The sequence below is a fragment of the Cutibacterium sp. LaCa_255 genome (assembly GCF_057458005.1).
Genome location: NZ_CP190956.1, coordinates 342435 through 360050 on the forward strand (window position 1 = coordinate 342435; position 17616 = coordinate 360050).

The 17616-nt window shown below is 64.0% G+C and carries 20 protein-coding genes; 16 read left to right on the plus strand and 4 right to left on the minus strand.

Translation table 11 applies throughout. The annotated features are described in order from the left end of the window. The first annotated feature begins 177 nt into the window (after nt 1-177). Nucleotides 178-1131 carry a hypothetical protein gene (locus tag ACP8ML_RS01430; protein ID WP_486702996.1) on the plus strand — a complete coding sequence of 318 codons (954 nt, stop codon included), beginning with the start codon at nt 178-180 and terminating at the stop codon, nt 1129-1131. Between the two features lie 20 nt (nt 1132-1151). On the opposite strand, the gene ACP8ML_RS01435 is transcribed toward ACP8ML_RS01430, so the two are convergent. Further along, nucleotides 1152-1637, minus strand: coding sequence for a SixA phosphatase family protein (locus tag ACP8ML_RS01435; RefSeq protein WP_486702997.1), 486 nt, complete (start codon nt 1635-1637; stop codon nt 1152-1154). Between the two features lie 47 nt (nt 1638-1684). On the opposite strand from ACP8ML_RS01435, the gene ACP8ML_RS01440 reads away from it, so the two are divergent. Beyond that, nucleotides 1685-2674 (plus strand): acetylxylan esterase, encoded by a 990-nt coding sequence (locus ACP8ML_RS01440; RefSeq protein WP_117189764.1) that lies wholly within the window; start codon nt 1685-1687, stop codon nt 2672-2674. An 8-nt stretch (nt 2675-2682) separates the two neighbouring features. Here ACP8ML_RS01440 and ACP8ML_RS01445 read toward each other — a convergent pair whose 3' ends face one another. Both ACP8ML_RS01445 and ACP8ML_RS01450 read right to left on the minus strand, forming a co-directional pair. Further along, nucleotides 2683-3696 (minus strand): TRM11 family SAM-dependent methyltransferase, encoded by a 1014-nt coding sequence (locus tag ACP8ML_RS01445; protein WP_117189781.1) that lies wholly within the window; start codon nt 3694-3696, stop codon nt 2683-2685. A gap of 140 nt (nt 3697-3836) precedes the next feature. Continuing rightward, a complete protein-coding gene (locus ACP8ML_RS01450; RefSeq protein ID WP_069101971.1) occupies nt 3837-4397 on the minus strand; it encodes an inorganic diphosphatase in 561 nt (186 codons plus the stop codon). A gap of 70 nt (nt 4398-4467) precedes the next feature. On the opposite strand from ACP8ML_RS01450, the gene dacB reads away from it, so the two are divergent. From dacB to ACP8ML_RS01515, 13 genes are all read left to right on the plus strand, one after another. Then, nucleotides 4468-5898, plus strand: coding sequence for a D-alanyl-D-alanine carboxypeptidase/D-alanyl-D-alanine endopeptidase (gene dacB, locus ACP8ML_RS01455; RefSeq protein ID WP_486702998.1), 1431 nt, complete (start codon nt 4468-4470; stop codon nt 5896-5898). Continuing rightward, complete coding sequence (gene tilS, locus ACP8ML_RS01460; RefSeq protein WP_117189780.1) at nt 5898-6851, plus strand: tRNA lysidine(34) synthetase TilS; 954 nt, start codon at nt 5898-5900, stop codon at nt 6849-6851. Before dacB ends, tilS begins: the two co-directional genes overlap by 1 nt. Before the next feature lie 9 nt (nt 6852-6860). Further along, a complete protein-coding gene (hpt, locus tag ACP8ML_RS01465) occupies nt 6861-7415 on the plus strand; it encodes a hypoxanthine phosphoribosyltransferase (RefSeq protein ID WP_004810421.1) in 555 nt (184 codons plus the stop codon). Between the two features lie 138 nt (nt 7416-7553). Then, nucleotides 7554-9713 carry an ATP-dependent zinc metalloprotease FtsH gene (gene ftsH / locus ACP8ML_RS01470; protein WP_065673718.1) on the plus strand — a complete coding sequence of 720 codons (2160 nt, stop codon included), beginning with the start codon at nt 7554-7556 and terminating at the stop codon, nt 9711-9713. Nucleotides 9714-9743: 30 nt separating this feature from the next. Continuing rightward, nucleotides 9744-10028, plus strand: coding sequence for a hypothetical protein (locus tag ACP8ML_RS01475; RefSeq protein ID WP_249361338.1), 285 nt, complete (start codon nt 9744-9746; stop codon nt 10026-10028). Between the two features lie 45 nt (nt 10029-10073). Further along, nucleotides 10074-10649 carry a GTP cyclohydrolase I FolE gene (folE, locus tag ACP8ML_RS01480; protein ID WP_065673719.1) on the plus strand — a complete coding sequence of 192 codons (576 nt, stop codon included), beginning with the start codon at nt 10074-10076 and terminating at the stop codon, nt 10647-10649. 269 nt (nt 10650-10918) lie between these two features. After that, nucleotides 10919-12037 carry an OmpA family protein gene (locus ACP8ML_RS01485; protein WP_117189762.1) on the plus strand — a complete coding sequence of 373 codons (1119 nt, stop codon included), beginning with the start codon at nt 10919-10921 and terminating at the stop codon, nt 12035-12037. 152 nt (nt 12038-12189) lie between these two features. After that, nucleotides 12190-12660, plus strand: a complete 471-nt coding sequence (locus ACP8ML_RS01490; RefSeq protein WP_117189779.1) for a hypothetical protein — start codon at nt 12190-12192, stop codon at nt 12658-12660. A 37-nt stretch (nt 12661-12697) separates the two neighbouring features. Beyond that, nucleotides 12698-13546 (plus strand): dihydropteroate synthase, encoded by an 849-nt coding sequence (folP, locus tag ACP8ML_RS01495; RefSeq protein ID WP_117189761.1) that lies wholly within the window; start codon nt 12698-12700, stop codon nt 13544-13546. A gap of 87 nt (nt 13547-13633) precedes the next feature. Continuing rightward, complete coding sequence (gene folB, locus ACP8ML_RS01500) at nt 13634-13996, plus strand: dihydroneopterin aldolase (RefSeq protein ID WP_117189760.1); 363 nt, start codon at nt 13634-13636, stop codon at nt 13994-13996. Further along, a complete protein-coding gene (gene folK / locus ACP8ML_RS01505) occupies nt 13993-14550 on the plus strand; it encodes a 2-amino-4-hydroxy-6-hydroxymethyldihydropteridine diphosphokinase (RefSeq protein ID WP_117189759.1) in 558 nt (185 codons plus the stop codon). The genes folB and folK overlap by 4 nt, the downstream gene beginning before the upstream one ends. After that, nucleotides 14547-15086: a DUF3180 domain-containing protein gene (locus ACP8ML_RS01510; RefSeq protein WP_016666895.1), complete on the plus strand. Its 540-nt coding sequence runs from the start codon at nt 14547-14549 to the stop codon at nt 15084-15086. Before folK ends, ACP8ML_RS01510 begins: the two co-directional genes overlap by 4 nt. Nucleotides 15087-15170: 84 nt before the next feature. Then, nucleotides 15171-15848, plus strand: a complete 678-nt coding sequence (locus tag ACP8ML_RS01515) for a cell division topological specificity factor MinE (protein ID WP_065674232.1) — start codon at nt 15171-15173, stop codon at nt 15846-15848. Nucleotides 15849-15941: 93 nt separating this feature from the next. On the opposite strand, the gene ACP8ML_RS01520 is transcribed toward ACP8ML_RS01515, so the two are convergent. Next, complete coding sequence (locus ACP8ML_RS01520; RefSeq protein ID WP_117189778.1) at nt 15942-17060, minus strand: NADH-quinone oxidoreductase subunit D-related protein; 1119 nt, start codon at nt 17058-17060, stop codon at nt 15942-15944. 200 nt (nt 17061-17260) lie between these two features. Between ACP8ML_RS01520 and ACP8ML_RS01525 the strand changes: the two genes are divergently transcribed. Beyond that, nucleotides 17261-17578: a histone-like nucleoid-structuring protein Lsr2 gene (locus ACP8ML_RS01525; protein WP_004810449.1), complete on the plus strand. Its 318-nt coding sequence runs from the start codon at nt 17261-17263 to the stop codon at nt 17576-17578. The last annotated feature ends 38 nt before the right edge of the window (nt 17579-17616 follow it).

A 17616-nucleotide genomic window follows, 5' to 3' on the forward strand; every position in this document is an offset into this window, starting at 1 on the left:
TTACGGCGGTGACAGGAACGTGACGCGGAGGCCGTGAAAACATGCCATATCCTTGACGAGCTACTCATGGACGGAGATGAGACTATGTTTTGTGCGCGATGCGGCACCCAGGTGGGTGCGCACGATGCCGCCTGCAGACAGTGTGGGCTGGACCTGCACCTGCCCGGTGCCGTGCGCATGACAGACCCTGGCTCCTTCGACGAGACGGTCGTGCAGAGCCCCGTGGGCGTTGATGAAGCTCCGACGCGGGAGATTCCTCGGGTGCAGATCCCGCCGAAGCCGCGAGATCAGCAGGACGTGACACCAACCCAGCAGTGGCAGCGGCAGGAGTCCACGCCGACCCAACAGTGGAGCACCAACGAGCAGTGGTCCAACAGCCGCCAGCCCTGGTCGGGTCAGCAGCAGCCTCCGCAAGGTCAGGGTCAGGAGGCCGGGGATTCCCAGCTGCCCGACGACTGGTTCCGTGACCCCGAGGCAGAGCGGACTCGCGCGATGGCGACGGTCCCGGATAACCCTGTCTTCACCCCACCCCCGCCGCCGTCTTCCCCTGCCACGTCGCACCCGCAGCCTCCGGATGACTCGTCCCGCCACCGGAACGTGCTCATTGGCTTGGTGATCGGGCTACTCGTGCTCGTCATCCTGGGTGCGATCCTGCTCTTCGCCGGTGGTCGGAAGGGGCGCTCAAGCGGGGAACCCGTTCCGGCGGCGACGCCATCGGCCAGCACTCATGCCGAGCAATCCACCTCGCAGGAGCCCCACGCCTCGGAGGAACCCCACGAGGGCGCGACATCCATTGGCGCCACGCCAAGTTTCCTCGAGTCCTCGCCTGCGCCCGCGGCCAGTTCGGCCCCTTCCACCCCGGAATCCCCGGCGTCGAGTGCTCGCCAGGTTGCCGACAAGCTTCCTGACGGCGACACTGTCTGCTCCTCGACTGTCGGCGCCGTGGGCACGACGTCATGCCCGTTCGCGCTTGAAGTCGCCAATGCAGTTCCCGACGATGCCCAGGGCAACTACGAGGTGAACGCCCACAGCCCGGTCACCGGCAAGGACTACACCATGAAGTGCAGGACGGAGGAGACGCACACCACCTGCACCGGCGGCGTCGCTGCCGAGGTTCACATCCTGCGTTGAGCGAGGACCAAGGCAGCTCGTCACATCGGCCGCTGGACTCCGACGAGGCGCACCTTGTCGAAGTAGTCATCGGTCAGATCGGCCCAGGTGCCGTCGATTTCGACCTCGGTGAGGGTTGCTGGCGGATACCAGCAGCCGACCTCCTCCTCGGCCCCGCTCATCGCGGCCAGCTGCGCCGCCAGACCGGGGACCGTGGGGGCATGGGCGATGACGAGCAGATTGTCGACGTCGTCGTCGATCTCTCCAATGCGCTGACGCATGGTGTCTGTGCCGCAGTAGTACAGGGCGCGCATGAATCCCACGGGGCAATCCAGCTGAAGGCAGTCCCACGTCTGTCGGGTGCGCAAGGCGTCGGAGACCAGCGCATGGCCGACATTACGCAGTCCAAGACGCATTCCGACCTCGCGTGCCTGACGGCGTCCCACGTCGGTGAGCGGACGCTCTCGGTCGCCACCAGCGGCATGGGAAACGGGCTGTGCATGTCTCATGAGAAACAGGGTATGCATGATTCCATGGTTGCACCCCGTGGGCGAGGTGGTCCTACGATGTTGGCATGCCGCTCACGGATATGGGCATTGACGAGGCGCGCAACTACCGCCCGGTTGTCCCTGAACCCGACGGTTTCGACTCCTTCTGGACCGAAACCCTCGACGAGCACGCCGACGTCCCACTCGATCTGACGGCAGCTCCGTTCGACAATCGCCAGGCCCTCATCGACACCTGGGATCTGTCATGGGCGGGATATCACGGCTCTCGGGTGAGCGGTTGGTTGCATGCCCCAGCCGGGGCGAATGGGCCGTTGCCCCTTGTCATCGAGTATCTCGGCTACTCGGGTTCGCGCGGGGTCCCGATCGGGTCGGCCTTCGCGGCAGCCGGGTACGCGCACATCGTCGTCGACCCGCGCGGTCAGGGATGGGGCCACCCCGCTCTGACCGAGAACTCCCCGGATGTCCACGAGGGCTCCGGTGCTCCCGGATTCATGACTCAATCCCTGTCGGACCCGCATGGCCACTACTACCGCCGGTTGTTCACCGACGCCTTCCGGTGCCTGCAGACCGCCCGGGAGATGGAGATCGTCGATCCCACCAGAATTGTCGTCCACGGTCACTCCCAGGGAGCTGGTCAGACGATCGCGGTGTGCGGGTTGGCAGCCATGCGTGGCATCAAGCTGGCTGGTGCTTTCGTCGATGCCCCCTTCCTGTGTCACATGAGGCGCAGCTGTGACATCGCCACGGCTGGTCCGTATCTCGAGGTCGTCAAGTACCTGGCGGCTCATCCGTCCCTGTGTGGCAAGGCTTTCCAGACGCTGGGTTACTTCGACGGTCTGCACTTCGCTCGTCGCGCCCGTACTGCCACCTGGTTCTCCGTGGCGATGATGGACCAGTTGGTGCCGCCATCATCGGTGTGGGCGGCTTACAACGCCTGGGGCGACGGGATGGTTGCGGACAAGCAGATTGCCGTCTATCCCTTCGCAGGGCATTCGGCCGGGGAGGACGTGCAGCGCTGGAACCAGCTCGGTGTGCTGGCTCAGCTCTTCCCCTGAACCTTTGCTCAGCTCTTGACAGCGACGACGAGGTCGCGGTGGATCGACGAGTCGACGCGGTGGCTGAATTGACGCCAAGGGTTGTCATCGAGGGTAGTCAGACCAGCGCCGGACAGGATCGCCACAAGATCCTCACGGGACAGACCAAGGGTGTTCCACGACATTCCCAGCGCACCGCCGTGGCGCAACTGGCCAGCCCACACCGGAACGGCTTCACGCAGCAGATCAGCGGGGGAGCGACGTCGCGACGACCCGCTGTGGGATCCGTGCACGACTCCATAGGGGGCGTCGGTGACGACGGCGTCGAAGGTCTTGCGTCCCCATAGGTTCGCCGAGTTGACGGCGTCCCCCGTGAACACCCCCATCGTCAGGGGCTCGGCTCCTGGGAGCCGCACCTCGGCGTCAAACCGCTTGCCGATGGAGTGGCCGTCGCGGCGCACCGGATGGGTGCCGCAGCTGTGCTTGAGACGCTTGCGACGCAGCCAAGTGGTGACGTGGGCGGCCATCGCCTCGACGGCTTTGGCGTCCTGTTCCACCCCGAATCCGTCATGACCCGCCATCCATGCGCACTCCAGGGTGGTACCACGCCCGGCCAACGGATCGAGAATGGCCAGTCTCTGGCCCTCGTCGCGACGAGTCGCGCAGCGGCCGCCGAGGCTTGCGACCGTGAGGTTGAGCAGCAGTCGGGTGAATTGCTCATTGGTCTTGCCCCGGTACTTGGGGATGGTGACAAGATCCTCATCGACGACGTCGACTCGCGGCAGTTCCAGGGGAGCCAACAGGTCGCCATGACGTTCGAAGCAGGCGAGAGCTGCCGAGGACCGCGCTAACGCAGCCAAGTCCGCAGGTCCGAGGGGCTCGTCGCCATTGACGGTGAGGTACTCGACCCCAGCCACCGTCACCGGTGAGACCGTCGTGGCATTCGGGCAGGTGAGGGCCAACTCCGCAGCGCACAGAGGCCCTGCCTGCCCGGCATAGACGTGGTTGGCGGCAGGGGCGAGCAGGACGAGGGTCTCGGACATGGCTGACATTGTGTCATGACCCGTCCGACATGCCGAGGAAATGGCAATCGGCGGCCGCTGCGTCGCGACCGCCGATTGCGGTGTGTTGGTGAACCTCGCCTCCCGGTATCGGGGCGGTGCCGTGAGACGAGGTCGAGCTGTCAGGCCAGGTTGACCTGCAGGTGCTCGTAGGAGGTGCCCTTGGCGCGCTCGATCGAGGCCTTGATCTCGGCCTCTGCCTCTTCGCGGCCGGTCCAGGTGGCGCCCTCGACCGACTTCCCGGGCTCGAGGTCCTTGTAGACGGTGAAGAAGTGCTCGATCTCCATGAGGGTCATGCTGCCGACGTCGTCAAGATCGATGAGGTTGGCACGACGGGGGTCGTCAGCGGGGACGCACAGCACCTTGTCGTCGCCACCCATCTCGTCCTGCATCTGGAACATGGCCAGTGCGCGGCACTCGATGAGGCAGCCGGGGAAGGTGGGCTCAGGGAGGAGGACCAGGGCGTCCAGCGGATCGCCGTCCTCGCCGAGGGTTCCCTCGATGTACCCGTAGTCGTACGGGTACTGGGTAGAGGTGAACAGCGTACGGTCAAGACGGATACGACCGGTCTCGTGGTCCATCTCGTACTTGTTCTTGTTGCCGCGCGGAATCTCGATGGTCACATCAAAGTGCAAGCTATCGGGCTGTTCTCCCTGGAATGGGTTGGTGAAATCATCAGTCACGAGGAGCCCCTCTTCTTGTATTGGACACGGTGATGGTCGACACTGTATCCGTTTGCAGGAGGGATTTTTCGTGCCACACCCAGATCAACCTAAGCCGAAACGTGCTATTCCCGAGCCACGACGTCGCACGCCGGCATGGGTTCCAGTAGCTGTCGGCGTCGCCGTGACCATCATTGTCGTCCTTGCGGTGGTCTTCAGTTCCCTGCGGACTGGTCCGGCGACCAATGAGGCCGAACGCAGACTCATTCCGCATCGTCAGAAGAGCAGTGCCCCCGCGGTGCAGCCAGGTCGAGGGGTTGTTGCTGCCGTGGCCCCGAATACTCCGTCAGCCAAGCCACTGGCAGCAAGCGTGGCCAATCGTGTGAAAGCTGCCGGTGCGGCCCCAGGCGTGCTTGGTGCCGACATCCTGGATGCTGTGACTGGTGAAACCCTCTATCAATCCGGGCAGAGCACTCTCTTGACTCCTGCTTCGAACCTCAAGGTGATGACCGCGGTTGCGCTGCTGGATTGCACGGATGCCGGGCACCGCTACACGACGAAGGTCGTCGCTGACGGGTCGGCGTTGACCCTGGTCGGCGGCGGCGATCCCTACCTGCGTTCCTCGGTCTCCGACAAGCGTCCTGAGTACCCGTCGACGGAGCAGCTTGCCAAGCGCACCGCGGCGGCCCTCAAGAAGGCTGGCACGAAGTCGGTCACCGTCAGATTTGACGACACCTTGTTCTCCGGTCCCACGTGGAACAGTGCATGGCCGATCGACAACTACTCCGATGAGGTCACCCCGATCACCTCGCTGTGGGTTGACGAAGGAATGATCAACAACAGCCCGTGGAATCGGAGCAAGACGCCCGCAGTCTTGGCGACGAACACCTTCGTCGGACAGCTTCGCAGCGCCGGGATCAAGGTGACGGGGTCGGTTGCCCGGCACAAGGCGGCTGAGTCCGACAAACAGATTGCTGCCGTGCAGTCGATTCCGGTGGAAGACCTCGTCACCCGCACCTTGGAGGAGTCCGACAACTCTGCAGCCGAGGTGCTGAGCCGTCAGATGGCCCTTGCGAGCGGCAAGCCGGGATCCTTCGCCGGCGCCTCCCAGGCCCTCGAGGAGCACCTCAAGAACATGGGAGCCTGGCAGGACGGCGCTGTCGTTCAGGACGGGTCGGGCCTGTCCCGAGGCAACCGGATCACGGCGGGCATGCTTTCCCGCGCCTGGCGGAAGGTTCTGACGACGCCGAAGCTGCAGCCGGCCGCCAATGCGGTTCCCGTCGGTCGGGTATCGGGAACCTTGCACAAGCGCTTCTCCGAGCCGAGCACGGCAGCGGCCCGTGGCGTGGTCCACGCCAAGACCGGCAGCCTCCAAGGGGTTATCTCGATGTCGGGATGGCTGCGTGACGCCGACGGGCGCATCCTCGTGACCTCCTTCATCGTCAACCAGACCGACGGCTCCGCTCGATCCTGGCTGGACGTCGTCTACGGCAACCTGGCCGGGTGCGGCTGCACCCGCTGATGGCACGCCGTGAACTCGGTCCGGCAGCCCTGACGGTTGCCCAGGTCGTCGAGCGCGAGGTCCGCGGAATCGACCGGTTCGTCGTCGGGTGTTCTGGCGGGCCAGACTCCCTCGCCCTGGCATTGGGGTCGGAGTGGGCATCTCGACGCCGTGGAGCCGAGGTGATGGTCGTCATCGTCGACCATCAGCTGCAGGATGGGTCGGACGAGGTGGCAGCGCGCACTCGAGACCTGCTGGCCGACCGTGGGATGGACGCCTGTGTGCGTCGCGTCGAGATCGATCCGAATGACCCTGACGGCCCGGAGGCAGCGGCTCGAACCGCTCGTCGAGCAGCGCTGGTTGACGTCGCTGGGAAGACGCCGATCCTGCTCGGCCACACCCTCGACGACCAGGCCGAACAGGTCTTGCTGTCCTTGGCCCGTGGCTCCGGGACGACGTCGCTCGCCGGTATTCGGCCGCGGGCAGGCCAGTTCTGGCACCCGCTATTGGGGGTGCGTCGGGCTCAGACCCTGCAGGCATGCCAGGAATGGGACGTCGAGCCATGGCATGATCCCCACAACAGTGATTCGCGATTCCTGCGCTCCAGGGTGCGCACCGAGCTCATGCCGGTTCTCGAGGACGTCCTCGGATCGGGGGTGGCGGAATCCCTGGCCCGCAGCGCGTCCCTGTTGGCCGGAGAAGACGTCGTCGTCACGGCTGTGGCTGACCAGTGGGCACGAGACCACGAGGTGACGGATGACGTTCTGCCTGGGCTGAGAGGTGTGGAATCCGGGGTGGCCCGACGGGTCGTCAAGAATTGGCTGCCCGAGGCGGCAATGGTTCACGTCGACGCCGTCCTGGGGCTTCTGGACGGTCCCGGAGGCGCGGGGGTAGACGTTCCTGGCGGCCGCGTCGAGATGAGGCGCGGGACTCTGTACCTCACTCGGCGCCTGCGGCAGATCCGGGATCGGTAAGCTGGATCCGTGCGAGCTTCTGACATTCCCGAAGATTTCGACCGCGTTCTGTACACCGATGAGCAGGTGGCCTCTCGTGTCCGCGAGGTTGCTGCCCAGATCGACGCCGACTATGCGGGGCGGGAGATCCTCATGGTCGGTGTGCTCAACGGTGCTGTCATGACCATGGCGGACCTGTGCCGCGCGATGAAGTCCCACATGTCCATGGACTGGATGGCCGTGTCGTCCTACGGTGCCGGTACGAAGTCCAGCGGCGTGGTGCGCATCCTCAAGGACCTCACCAAGGACATCGAGGGTCGCGACATCCTCATCGTCGAGGACATCATCGACACCGGCCTGACACTGAGCTACCTGGTGCAGAACCTGCGCAGCCGCAACCCCAACTCCATCGAGATCATGGCGATGTTCCGCAAGCCGGAGGCCGTGACCTGCCCGTTGGACGTCAAGTACGTCGGTTTTGACATCCCCAACGAGTTCGTCGTGGGATACGGCCTGGATTACGCCGACAAGTACCGCAACCTCACGGATGTGGCGACGCTGGCGCCGCACGTCTACAACTCCTGAGGGATCGACGTCGAAGGGCGGACCGCCATCGGGTTGGAATGATCGCGATGCGGTACAGCGTTCGTCAACACTGCGATGTTGTCATGCGCTGGTATCGTGACGCTTTGAGTCCCACCCACCCATGCCCCTAGGTAGTACATGAAAAACGTGTCCCGCATCTTCAAAGGTCCTCTGATCTGGATCCTGTTGTGCATCGGCTTGATCATTGTGTTCCTGCAGTTCACCGGGTCGGGGAACGGGTACAAGGACATTCCGACTTCTGAGGCCGTCAGCATCATCAACAGTGACAAGAAGTTGGATAGCGTCACGCTGACTGACGGCGATCAGGTCATCAAGATCACTGAGAACGACGACAAGAAGTATCGCTCATACTGGGTTGGTAACCAGTCCGACCAACTCGTTGACAAGCTCAACGCCCGGGTCCAGGACAAGACGCTGAAGTCGTGGCAGGGGGAGAACCCTGGGCAGAGCATCTGGAAGGCTCTGCTCATCAACTTCCTGCCTTTCGTCATCATCCTGCTGTTCTTCTTGTGGGCTATGAACGCAGCACAGGGCATGGGCGGCCGTGGCGGCGTCATGGGGTTCGGCAAGTCCAAGGCCAAGGTCGGCAGTAAGGACACCCCCAAGTCGACTTTCGCTGATGTCGCGGGCTGCCAGGAGGCGATCGACGAGCTGCAGGAGATCCGTGAGTTCCTCGCTGAGCCGGCGAAGTTCCAGCGGGTCGGCGCCAAGATTCCCAAGGGCGTCCTGCTGTATGGCCCTCCTGGTACCGGTAAGACGTTGCTGGCTCGTGCCGTGGCCGGTGAGGCTGGAGTGCCCTTCTTCTCGATCTCGGGTTCGGACTTCGTCGAGATGTTCGTCGGCGTCGGCGCCTCCCGGGTCCGCGACCTCTTCGAGCAGGCCAAGGAGGCAGCTCCGGCGATCATCTTCATCGATGAGATTGACGCTGTCGGCCGGCACCGTGGTGCTGGTATGGGCGGCGGCCACGACGAACGTGAGCAGACGTTGAACCAGTTGCTCGTCGAGATGGACGGCTTCGACGTCCACGGTGGCGTCATCCTCATCGCCGCAACGAACCGTCCCGACGTCCTTGACCCGGCCTTGCTGCGTCCCGGTCGTTTCGACCGTCAGATCGCGGTGGAGGCCCCGGACCTCGACGGCCGCCTCAAGATCCTCCAGGTCCATGCCCACGGCAAGCCGATGGCTGACAATGTCGACCTGGCGTCGATTGCTCGTCGCACTCCCGGTATGACGGGCGCTGACCTCGCCAACGTCCTCAACGAAGCTGCATTGCTGACGGCGCGAGCCAATCTGCCGGTGATCGGTGACGCGGAGCTGGACGAGGCGATCGATCGTGTGATTGCGGGGCCGCAGAAGAAGACTCGACTCATGAACGAGCACGAGCGCTTGGTAACTGCGTACCACGAAGGTGGTCACGCCCTGGTGGCAGCGGCCATGCCGGGTACCGACCCGGTACAGAAGATTACGATTCTGCCGCGTGGTAGGGCGCTGGGCTACACGATGGTCATGCCAGACTCTGACAAGTACTCCCAGACGCGCGGCGAATTGCTGGATTCGATGGCGTACATGATGGGTGGTCGTGCGGCCGAGGAGCTCATCTTCCACGACCCGTCGACGGGTGCTTCCAACGACATCGAGAAGGCCACCAAGGTGGCCCGCGCTCTCGTTACTCAGTACGGTTTGTCGGCTCGCGTCGGCACGGTGCAACTGGGGTCAGGGGACAGCGAGCCATTCCTCGGCATGACGACTGGGCAACAGCGCGACTACTCCGACGAGACCGCCAAGATCATTGACGACGAGGTGCGTGAACTTCTCGAAAATGCGCACCAGGAAGCATTTGACTGCTTGGACGCCAACCGTGAGGTGCTTGACGAGTTGGTGTGCCAGCTTTTCGCCAAGGAGACATTGAGCAAGGCTGAGGTCGCCGAGATCTTCAAGCCGCTCAAGCGGTGGCCCGAGCGCGGTGCCTTCACCGGTTCTGACAAGCGTGTGCCGTCGTCCATCCCGCCGGTCAAGCCCCCACAGGTTGTCGGTGTGGACGAGGATGCTCCCGAGGTTGGTGCTCCGCGTCGTGGCGTCATAGCTCCTCCGGCTCCTGAGCCTGGTGGGGATCTTCCGGGGGACAACCCCGGTGAGTGGCAGCCGCCGTCCGACTGGCAGCCACCGAGCGTCGGGGGAGGAAAGTCGCCTCAGCCCCCGAGCCCCGGGCCAGCCCAGCCGGGTGAGGGCCCCCAGCCGCCGTCGGGCGGTAACCCCTGGGGTCCGCGTAGGTCCTGACGATCGCTACGGCCTGCTGCGTGTGACGCGGTGGGCCGTCGTCCCAGGCTGGCCGGTGGCAACATTCTTTTGCTCGGCTGGTGCGAGAACGTCATGTTTGTCATTGCCGCGGCGCTGGCCAATGGACGTTTGCGGCGGGAGTCGAGGCGCACCGGCGAGCCAATTCCGGTCGATCCGTCAGCTTTGCCGGTGCGTTGGCCTTATTCCTCGGGGGCGCTGGTGCTCTACGCCGCTGCCAAGATCATCGTCGAGGTGTTGATTGCCTGGGCGCGGGACCACGTGACGCCGACGTCGAGCCTGTCGGCTGCGGCCTGAGGCGGCCCTCGGCGCTGCCCTAGAATCGTTCGGGTGAGTGAGTCCATGCCAGAGCTACCAGTCGACCTGCGTCGGGCCCGGGCCGCGGTGCGCGAGTTCCTTCTGGCGATCGGAGAGGACCCCGATCGGGAGGGCTTGCGCGAGACTCCCGAGCGGGTCGCTCGGGCCGCCGCCGAGATCTTCCAGGGCCTGGCCCAGGATCCCGCCGAGATCCTCTCCAAGACCTTCGACATCTCCCATGACGAGCTGGTCCTCGTGCGCGACATCGAGGTGCAGTCGTGCTGCGAGCACCACCTGCTGCCGTTCACCGGCGTCGCCCATGTTGGCTACATCCCGGCCAAGGACGGCCGCGTCACGGGCCTGAGCAAGATCGCCCGACTCGTCGACGTCTACTCCCGACGCCCCCAGGTCCAAGAGCGGCTCACGACCCAGGTCGCTGACGCCATGGTCGAGTACCTGCATGCCCGCGGGGTGATCGTCGTCATCGAGTGCGAGCACATGTGCATGACAATGCGCGGCGTGCGCAAGCCGGGGTCGCGGACGGTGACCTCGGCTGTGCGAGGCATCCTTCGTGACTCCGCCACCCGTGCCGAGGCGATGGGGTTGATCACTGGGAGGTGAGGTGTGGCGGGGGATGCTAGCTCGCTTTGGCAATTCCGAAGCGCTATCGGCGCCCGAGATATTTCCTGAGCAGATCAGGGACCTTCTTGTTGGCGATCACAGGGCGTCTTTGGCCAAGTGAGTCGACATGCATATCGGATTCGATTCGCGTCGTAGTGCGGACATTTGATGGAAGTTGGCCGGGTATCACCGCAACGGTTGTTCCCGCGAGGGCTTTTCGTTCTGGTGCGGTATGGACGTGACCTGGCCTCTACCGTAGCGTCATAATCGTGCGTAACTTGAAGGCCCGGGCAACTGGGCTCCTCTGCGGACTCACCATGGCGGTGGTGTCGGCGACAGCGCTGGCACACGCCGACAACAATTCGCCGGCGCCAGGGCAAACGGCGGTACCGGTGCCGATCGTTGATGCGGTGGCCGTGAGCCTCAATGACCGGGCCAAGAGGCAGAAGGCGAAGCCGGGCTCGGTCATCCTGGCGCTGCACGCCGTACGACGTCTGGAACAGACTACCGTCGTGTACTACTCGGTGACGATCGACGCGTCGGCGTCGGGGCCCGCCGACCCGGGGTACTTCGTCGGTTCCGAGGGCGCCCAGGCGCACTACAGCAAGACCCTCAGCGCCGATGGCGGCATCATTGACGTCCGCAATCGGAAGCTCTACCGGACGATCGGCGACTTCCAGGGTTGCAAGATGTGCGGGAACGCGTGGTGGAACGGATCGCCGGCCCTGACTCAGCCCGGGCATTCCGTGGTCGGTTGGTTCAGCACCCCTCCGGTGCCGTCCGACGTCCAGCGAGCCGACGTCGCGGTCGGCAACCGCATCTTCCATGACGTGCCGGTGGACGATGGTGCACTCACCCCCACTATCGACAAGGACACGGCGACCCGGCAGTGGAACGACGGCCTGCCGCTGGGGGCAGCCTGGCCTGCCTTGGACCCGAACGATCTTTCGGGTGTCGATGTGGCCTCGTACGTCAGCCCACTCATCCTCACGACGGGCGAGGTCTCCGATGCCCGGCGGGAGCGGGTGACCAAGGAGGCCACGAACATCGATCTGGACTCCTCAGTCCTCTTCGGCAAGGACTCTGACGTCATCAAGCCCGCCAGACGCGCCGTCATCGATCGGGCGGCCAAGGAACTCGTGGCGCGCAAGGCGGCGGGCAGGGTCGAGGTCACCGGGTACACCGACAACCTCGGTACCGCCGAGCACGGCCTCGATCCCTCGCGGCGTCGCGCGGCGGCGGTGGCCAAGGTCCTGGGGCCGCAGCTGCCCAAGGGGGTCACCCTGGTGACCGCCGGCAAGGGCGAGGCCGACCCGGTGGCCAGCAATGACACGGAGGCGGGACGACGCCTCAACCGTCGCGTGACGATCACGGTCAGGGAGGGATGATGAAAGCTCATGCTGTCGCCGTCGGCCTCGCCGCGGCCCTGCTCCTGACCGCCTGCGGGGGCTCCGACAAGTCCGACGGGACGCACACCCCGACGCCGACCGTGGCTGCCACGACGACATCCGGGACGAGCACCACCGCCCCGCCGAGCCCCATGAGCTCGGCCGAGGTGGCCTTCCATGAGTCGGTGGCGGCCCAGCAGGTGATGGGCAAGCTCAAGGATGCGGGCGGGCCCGTCCCCAAGGAAGTGGTCAAGGTCTCGTTCCAACCCCCTCGCTACAAAGTCGCCGTGACACTGCACGTCGCCTCGGTCAAGACGGGCGTCACGGGCACCGTCCTCACCTTCTGGCTCACCTCGAGCGGAATCGACCATGCGATGGCTGTCGCCAATCCGGAGGACTTCCCGTCCCTCGTCGACACCGCTGGGGGAGTGAAGTACTCGGTAGACTCCTTGAGCACGGGAAAGGACACGCCCCTCGTTGTCGGCAGCGAGGACCCCGAGATCGGTCCCGATGGCGTGTACCTCATGCAGGCGGCGTACCCGCCGCTGCCCGACTCGGTGAAGAAGGTCAAGATATCGGTCGGGTCGGCGAAGACCTCCCCCGATGTGCCCGTGACTCGCTGATCACTGCCAGCTGTGAGTTCGCCCTAGACTTCACCCCATGATCTCCGTGGACCCTGTGAACACCAATCCGCATCCTGCCCGCACCCTCGTTATGGGAGTCGTCAACGTCACCCCCAACTCCTTCTCCGATGGAGGCATGTGGGCCGATCCCGAGGTGGCCATCCGGCACGCCCGCGACCTCGTCGCCCACGGGGCTGACATCATTGATGTCGGCGGCGAGTCCACTCGCCCTGGCACCGAGCGCACCCCCGAGGACGAGGAACTGCGTCGCGTGCTGCCTGTCGTCGAAGCCCTGGTAGCCGACGGGGCCACTGTCTCCGTTGACACCATGCGCGCCTCAGTGGCGGAAGCCGTTGTCGAGGCCGGAGCCACCATCGTCAACGACGTCTCCGGGGGCAAGGCCGACCCGGCCATCCTCGACGTCGTCGCCGACGCCGGAGTCGACTACGTGCTCATGCACTGGCGTGGTCAGTCGGCTACCATGCAGGATCTCATCCACTACGATGACGTCGTCGCCGACGTCATCAGCGAAACCTCCCAGCAGGTTGACGCCGCCATCGCCGCCGGTATCGACCGTGAGCGCATCATCGTCGACCCGGGTATCGGTTTCTCCAAGACCACTGAGCACAATTGGCAGCTCATCGACGCCGTCGACGCTTTCCAGGACGGCTTCAAGGATCTGCGCGTGCTGTGGGGAGTCAGCCGCAAGCGCTTCCTCGGCGAACTACTTGCTGACAACGGCCAGGACCGCCCTGCCCTGGAACGCGATGCCAGCACGATGGCCCTGTCGACCTACCTCGCCCTCCATCGTGCCTGGTGTGTGCGCACCCACGAGGTCCGTGCCAACCGCGACGCCATGGAGACCGTCGCCCGCCTCCTCGCCTGAGCCTGCGCTTCTTGCTGATTGACGCTGTGCCTCTCCTCGCAGACGTCGTCGACAAGCCCAATTGCGGTGTACAGGTAACCTTCCGACATGACCGATGGACAGATCACCCTGACGGGCATCCGCGCCCACGCGAACCACGGCATCCTCGCCAGCGAGCGTGAGCTCGGCCAGCCCTTCAGCGCTGACGTCACCCTCGGCGTCGACATGGACACCGACTCTGACGACATCACCAAAGCCGTCAATTATGCGACAGTCGCACAGCAGGTGCTCAACGTTCTCGCAGGGGAACCGGTGAATCTCATCGAAACCTTGGCTGGCAGGATTGCCGACACCGTTCTCGCGATCAGTCCGCGAGTACGTCATGTCCAGGTGACCGTCCACAAGCCGCACGCCCCGGTAGGAGTAGCCCTCGACGACGTGGCCGTCACGTGCCGAAAGGATGCCGAGTGAAAGCTGTATTCAGCCTGGGTTCCAACATGGGAAACCCCTTTGCTCATCTGCGAGACGCCGTCCGCCTCATCTCCGAAACCCCCGGCCTTCACGACGTCGTCGTCTCACCGGTCTACGTCACTGCCCCTGTTGGGGGAGTGCAGCAGGACGACTTCCTCAATCTGGTCGTCGTCGCAACCAGTGACCTTCCACCATCAGTCTTGTTGGAGCGTGCTCACGTCATCGAAGACGCCCACGGGCGTGAGCGCACCATCCCAAATGGTCCTCGTACCCTCGACGTTGACCTCATTTGCGTCGGTGATGAAACCGTCACTACTGACGAATTGACGCTTCCGCACCCCCGAGCACATGAGCGCGCATTCGTCCTCGTGCCGTGGTCCGACGCCGACCCTGAGGCCGAGTTGCCCGGGTACGGACGGGTTGTCGATCTGCTGGCCCGCTTCGACGCCGACGACGTAGCCAACGTCGTCAAGCCGTATTCACGCCAGATTGACGTGGCTGGTGTCACCGTTGCGAGAGGATGGGACGAGAGGCGCGAAGAGGAGGATCTATGACACGGAGCCTGCCACCGGACTGGGATGACGATCGACGCCCCGACGGCGGCGATGATCCCCACGGCAATCTCGCTCCGACCGACTGGAAGGTCGTCATCGTGGCAGCTCTGTGTGGAGCTGCCCTGGGATGGTTCACGCTGAGCATCTACAAGGTCAGTGACAACACCGTTCCGATCCTGCCCTGGTCGCTCCCGGTGGTCATCCTTGTCGTCGCTGTCGCGACATGGGGATATGCCAGGGCCTTTCGCGCCAAGGTCGTCGACCCCAAGCGAGAGGTCGAGGCGAACCAAGGCCTCGTGTCACTGGCACTGGGAAAGGCCATCACCTTGTCGGGTGCTGCTCTCGTCGGGGCGTGCATCGTGTACGTCCTCACCTACGTCTGGCACCTCAACATCCCCTACCCCCGGCAGCGGACCATCGTCGGGGCGGTGACAGCCATCACCTGCGCGGTCATGGCATGGGCCGGGTGGTTCCTCGAGAACGCCTGCAAGGTGCCGAAGGGCCCGGAGGATCCGGACGAGCGCTCCAAGAGGTGACAGCGACCACAAGATCGCGACTCGCCAGTGTTCAGTGCTTGACGCGAGGCCCAACGGACTGTACTTGAGGACGCCTCACGCGATATGATTGATTGCGTGAGCGGCGTGCATGATCTCAAACGGGTTGAAAAGGACACTGGCGAGCGCAAGGGTGTGCTCGTCATTCTCATCGCGGCAACGGTTGTTGCCATTGCGTGTGGACTGATTCCCTCCATCTGGGCGGTCCGGGCTGGCGTGCTCGTAGCCCTCGTCGGAGCGTGGGTCTCGGTCTTCATGGCGTGGCGTCAGGTCGATGCCATTCGCCAGATGCATTACGACACCATCAAGGAACTTCGTCACGCTGCATCCGAGCAGGAGAAGCGTCACCATGCTGAGTCCATGGAGATGATCGACACCTTCTCGCGTCGTGTCGGCTCCATCTCGAAGACCCTCGCCGACACTCGCGCCAAGCTGGATCACGCCGAGAGCGAGTTGTCGACCCTCCGTGGCGACAAGGCTGCTTTGCAGTACAAGGTCACGGTCGGTAATAAGAAGGTCGCCTCCCTCGAGATGCGTATCACCGAGCTGGAGACTGAGCTTGACGCCCTGCTGGCTGACGGTCGTTCGGGACGCCTGGGAACCCTGCGCACCGTCACCGACGCGGGCGTCCCCACCGCTGACGAGATCTGGGAGCGCGGCAACGACGCGACCATCGCTGATCTCTCTCGCGTCGCCTTTCCCCGTCTGTCTGACGAGACTCGCGTGGCTCGCCGCCAGGCCTGACACTCAGCCGCCGAAGACCTCATGTGGGGCCCAGCCATGTGGCTGGGCCCCATGCTTGTTCGCCTGAGGGGGCTGTGGGCGGTGCCCCCGTCCTCACTTGTCCAGATCTCCCAAGGTCCATCCCAGGGATGCTATGGCGGCCTCGACATCGTCCGTCCGAGTACCGGGCAGAATGGCTTCCAGGGCCTGGACGTTGGCAAAGGTGGGAGTGCGCAGCGCCATTCTCCACGGCGTCGTGCCGCCGCGAGATTCCAGCAGGTACCCGGCTCGTCCCCAAGGGGCCTCCATGGCCGTCCAGGTGCGTCCACGGGGAACCTTGATGGACGTCGGCAGGCGAGTCTCCAGCGGCCCGTCGAGAGTCGGCAGCCGATCCAGGACCTGACGGCACAGGCTTGACGACACCGTCACGTCGTCGCACAGGGCTGTCAGCCGGGAGTAGGCGTCTCCCAGGGGCTCTGCAGCCGTCTCAGGCCAGCTCAGCTCGTCGTAAACCGGCAAACCCTTGCGAATGTCCATGTCGACGCCGCTCGTCCGTGAGACGGGCCCGGAGAGGCCGTAGGCGTCGACCATCTCTGTGGGAATGACGGCGACCTCGCGAATCCCCTCGGCGGCCTCGAGATCGGCGCGCAGCCGGGGGAGGAGGGCGTCTGCCTCGTCGAGCCATTCCCGTAATCCGGGGCACCACTCCTGCCCCGGATGGATCTCGAGCCCTCCGATCCGCGTGATCATGGGATGAATGCGATTTCCTGAACACGACTGCCAGATCGTTCGTGATCTTTCAATCGTGGAAGCAATCTCATTCTCGAGGTCTGGGTCATCACAGTGATGACCCACCCATGACAAAAATGTGAGGTGTGAGGTGATTCTGCTGAACTCTGCGAGCAACGTTCGTATCCATGTCACCCGAATCGGCACAGTAATACCCATCGCCTCTTCGACGACATGTGCTGCACCAGTCTCACCGATGAAAGGTGACGTCCAGTCATGACGTGATGCAAGCATGGGAATCTGTCGGTAATCACGAACCTCGAAGAGTTTTTCATCCCCGCGATGAAGGTTGCCGGCATTTACCTGTGCCGAGGTGATGAGACCATCCTCGACAGTTGTGGCAATACGTACCAGACCTGGCCTCGTCGGGTGCAGCCGCCCGAGATCAAGCCGGATCACCTCATATTCGCCATCTGGAGTTTCTGCAGGGGTTGCCAACATCATCGCTCCGACGACGAACAAGATCTTTCGCGTGGAACTGAGCACACTTCAAGGATGCCTCATTACGCGCCCAGATGCACCTTCAGGACAACCTTTCGATGAAAGAGGAACAGAAGTTGCCTTGTGTTTTTCTGTGTCATCAACATAAACTGTCAGTTGAAAAGCCGAAGTTGTATCTACGGCGCAAGTCTGAAAGGAATACCATGGCACAGCGTGTGCGTGTTGATCTTGTCGACGATGTGGACGGAAGCCCTGCCGAGGAATCCGTCAATTTCGCCCTTGATGGTGTCAGCTATGTGATTGACCTGTCCGCGGAGAACGCCTCCAAGCTGCGCGATGATCTGTCCAGGTGGACCGCCAATGCTCGTCGCACCGGTGGTCGCCGTACCCGTGGTCGTCGGCCCACCGGAGGCCCGACCGCAAACGAGGTTCGTCAGTGGGCCAAGGAGCAGGGTTACGAGGTCTCAGAGCGCGGACGCGTCGCCAACGAGATTCGTGAGGCCTACGATCGCGCTCACTGATCCCAGTCATGTGATCCTTGACAGGGCGTGTCGGTGGC

Bases quoted from the DNA above. Each gene is read 5' to 3' on its own strand.
- folB (WP_117189760.1), top strand. From the start codon at position 13,634: ATGACCGATGGACAGATCACCCTGACGGGCATCCGCGCCCACGCGAAC.
- folP (WP_117189761.1), top strand. From the start codon at position 12,698: ATGATCTCCGTGGACCCTGTGAACACCAATCCGCATCCTGCCCGCACC.
- ACP8ML_RS01440 (WP_117189764.1), top strand. From the start codon at position 1,685: ATGCCGCTCACGGATATGGGCATTGACGAGGCGCGCAACTACCGCCCG.
- ACP8ML_RS01490 (WP_117189779.1), top strand. From the start codon at position 12,190: ATGAGCTCGGCCGAGGTGGCCTTCCATGAGTCGGTGGCGGCCCAGCAG.
- ACP8ML_RS01515 (WP_065674232.1), top strand. From the start codon at position 15,171: ATGATTGATTGCGTGAGCGGCGTGCATGATCTCAAACGGGTTGAAAAG.
- ACP8ML_RS01525 (WP_004810449.1), top strand. From the start codon at position 17,261: ATGGCACAGCGTGTGCGTGTTGATCTTGTCGACGATGTGGACGGAAGC.
- folE (WP_065673719.1), top strand. From the start codon at position 10,074: ATGCCAGAGCTACCAGTCGACCTGCGTCGGGCCCGGGCCGCGGTGCGC.
- ACP8ML_RS01435 (WP_486702997.1), bottom strand. From the start codon at position 1,637: ATGCATACCCTGTTTCTCATGAGACATGCACAGCCCGTTTCCCATGCC.
- ACP8ML_RS01445 (WP_117189781.1), bottom strand. From the start codon at position 3,696: ATGTCCGAGACCCTCGTCCTGCTCGCCCCTGCCGCCAACCACGTCTAT.
- tilS (WP_117189780.1), top strand. From the start codon at position 5,898: ATGGCACGCCGTGAACTCGGTCCGGCAGCCCTGACGGTTGCCCAGGTC.
- ftsH (WP_065673718.1), top strand. From the start codon at position 7,554: ATGAAAAACGTGTCCCGCATCTTCAAAGGTCCTCTGATCTGGATCCTG.
- ACP8ML_RS01430 (WP_486702996.1), top strand. From the start codon at position 178: ATGACAGACCCTGGCTCCTTCGACGAGACGGTCGTGCAGAGCCCCGTG.
- ACP8ML_RS01520 (WP_117189778.1), bottom strand. From the start codon at position 17,060: ATGATGTTGGCAACCCCTGCAGAAACTCCAGATGGCGAATATGAGGTG.
- ACP8ML_RS01510 (WP_016666895.1), top strand. From the start codon at position 14,547: ATGACACGGAGCCTGCCACCGGACTGGGATGACGATCGACGCCCCGAC.